Source organism: Ruegeria sp. O5, assembly GCF_056535105.1.
On record NZ_JBQERN010000045.1, the window covers coordinates 1 to 2331 of the forward strand.

Annotated in this window: 3 protein-coding genes; 2 read left to right on the forward strand and 1 reads right to left on the reverse strand. The window is 59.0% G+C overall.

Features of this window, described 5'->3' with window-relative positions:
- Positions 1-2: 2 nt before the first annotated feature.
- Complete coding sequence (gene hpaR / locus ACR0M3_RS19985) at positions 3-443, reverse strand: homoprotocatechuate degradation operon regulator HpaR (protein ID WP_480492848.1); 441 nt, start codon at positions 441-443, stop codon at positions 3-5.
- A 107-nt stretch (positions 444-550) separates the two neighbouring features.
- Here hpaR and ACR0M3_RS19990 point away from each other — a divergent pair, with 107 nt between their 5' ends.
- Positions 551-949 carry a 5-carboxymethyl-2-hydroxymuconate Delta-isomerase gene (locus tag ACR0M3_RS19990; protein ID WP_480484965.1) on the forward strand — a complete coding sequence of 133 codons (399 nt, stop codon included), beginning with the start codon at positions 551-553 and terminating at the stop codon, positions 947-949.
- A 3-nt stretch (positions 950-952) separates the two neighbouring features.
- Positions 953-2331: 5-carboxymethyl-2-hydroxymuconate semialdehyde dehydrogenase (hpaE, locus tag ACR0M3_RS19995; protein ID WP_480912409.1), on the forward strand; the 1379-nt coding region annotated here is incomplete at its 3' end.

Below are 2331 nucleotides of genomic sequence, written 5' to 3' on the forward strand. Positions count from 1 at the left end.
GGTCAGACTTTGACGGCTTGTAGTTCTTCGAGCAGGTCGAGGAGTTGATTGAGTTTTTCTCGTCCCATTTGTTTTTCGATGCTTTGGTAGATCTGCAGAGAGGTTCCGAGGTTTTCGGCGAGGATGTTTCGTCCTTCGTTTGTGATCTTCACCATTGTGCGTCGTTTGTCGTGGCTGTCCTGGCGGCGTGATATTTGGCCTTCGGCTTCCATCGTGCGCAGGATGCGGGTGAGGCTTGGCAACAGCAGGCAGGCCTCTTTGGCAATCGAGCTTTGCTCCACTTCACCCAACTCGTCCAGCACGCGCAGGATGCGCCATTTCTGCTCGGTCAGTTGTATCCCCTGCAGCATGTCCCGGATGGGGGCCATGACGGTTTCGCGTGCGCGCAGCAAGGCAATCGGAAGGGCGCGCGAGGTGTTCTTGGTGTGGCTTTGTTCACTCATGACAGTCTTCTAATTCGCAGAGTCAAAAGATGCAAAGATTAACAAAGCAAGTTCTTGACAGCGGGGGTTCCAATTTACTAAACATGTTTACCATTGGAGGGGAGCACATGCCACATTTTCACGTCGAGTATTCCGGCAATCTGGAAGACAGGGTCGATATGAGTGGCTTGTGCGAATGCATCCGGGCCACGGCTGCCGGGATCAAGACATTTCCCCTGCCCGGTATTCGTGTCCGGGCCACGCGGGTCGATCACTATGCCATCGCGGACGGCAATCCGGCGCATGGGTTTATCGATATCTCGATCCGCCTGCGCGCTGGCCGGGCTGCGGATGTCAAACGGGACGCCACGCAGCGCATTTTTGAGGCGGTTGAGGCCTATCTGTCCCCCGCCTTCGCCGGACATTCCATCGCGCTCTCGCTTGAGATGCGTGACATTGACCCAGACCTTTCGCCCAAGACCGGCACGATCCGGGACCATTTGGGCGCGACCAACCAGGAGACCTGATCCATGAGCGCACTGGATACGAATATCGAGAAGCTGGCGGGCTTTCTGACCCGGTTTAAGGAAACCGGCATCAAGAACCGGATCGCGGGCGAAGATCGCGACGGTTCCGCAGGGGTGTTCCAATCCACCTCCCCGGTTGACAGGTCGGTGATCTGCGATGTCGCCCATGGCACAGCCGATGATATCGACGCTGCCGCCAATGCCGCCCACGCCGCATTTGCCGATTGGCGCGACATGCCTGCCACCGAGCGGCGCCGCATCTTGCTGAACGTTGCCGATGCGATCGAGGCCCGTGCCGAGGAAATTGCGCTGTGTGAATGCTGGGACACCGGCCAGACCCTGCGCTTTATGTCCAAGGCCGCGCTGCGGGGGGCCGAGAATTTCCGGTATTTCGCGGATCAGGTGGTCCAGGCGCGGGACGGTCAGCACCTTAAGTCGCCGACCCTGATGAACATCACCACGCGCGTTCCGATTGGTCCGGTGGGGGTGATCACGCCGTGGAACACGCCGTTCATGCTGTCGACATGGAAGATCGCACCTGCTTTGGCTGCCGGGTGCACTGTGGTTCACAAACCGGCCGAAGATTCTCCGCTGTCCGCTCGCCTGCTGGTGGAGATCGCCGAAGAGGCCGGGCTGCCCAAGGGTGTGCTGAACACCGTGAACGGGTTCGGCCCCGATGCGGGTAAGGCGTTGACGGAGCATCCGTTGATCAAGGCGATCGCCTTTGTCGGTGAAAGCCGCACCGGCAGCATCATCACCAAACAAGGTGCCGATACGCTCAAGCGGATGCATCTGGAACTGGGCGGCAAGAACCCGGTTGTTGTGTTCGACGACGCCGATCTCGACCGGGCGCTGGATGCGGTGATCTTCATGATCTACTCGATCAATGGCGAGCGCTGCACGTCATCCTCGCGCCTGCTGGTGCAGGACACCATCAAGGACGCGTTCGAGGCAAAGCTGATCGAGCGGGTCAACACCATCAAGGTCGGTCATCCGCTGGATCCTGCGACCGAGATCGGGCCCCTGGTGACCGAGGAGCATTATAACAAGGTGACCTCCTATTTTGACATCGCGAAAGAAGACGGTGCGACTGTCGCCGCCGGAGGTGTCAAGGTGGGCGACACAGGGTATTTCATTCGCCCAACCCTGTTTACCGATGCCAATAACCAGATGCGTATCGCGCGCGAAGAGATATTCGGCCCGGTTCTGACTTCGATCCCGTTCTCGACCGAGGACGAGGCGCTGCAGATCGCCAACGACACACCATACGGTCTGACCGGCTATGTCTGGACCAATGACCTGACCCGCGCCTTGCGGTTCACCGACAAGCTTGAAGCCGGGATGATCTGGGTGAACTCGGAAAACGTCCGCCACCTGCCCAC

Bases quoted from the DNA above. Each gene is read 5' to 3' on its own strand.
- ACR0M3_RS19990 (WP_480484965.1), top strand. From the start codon at position 551: ATGCCACATTTTCACGTCGAGTATTCCGGCAATCTGGAAGACAGGGTC.
- hpaR (WP_480492848.1), bottom strand. From the start codon at position 443: ATGAGTGAACAAAGCCACACCAAGAACACCTCGCGCGCCCTTCCGATT.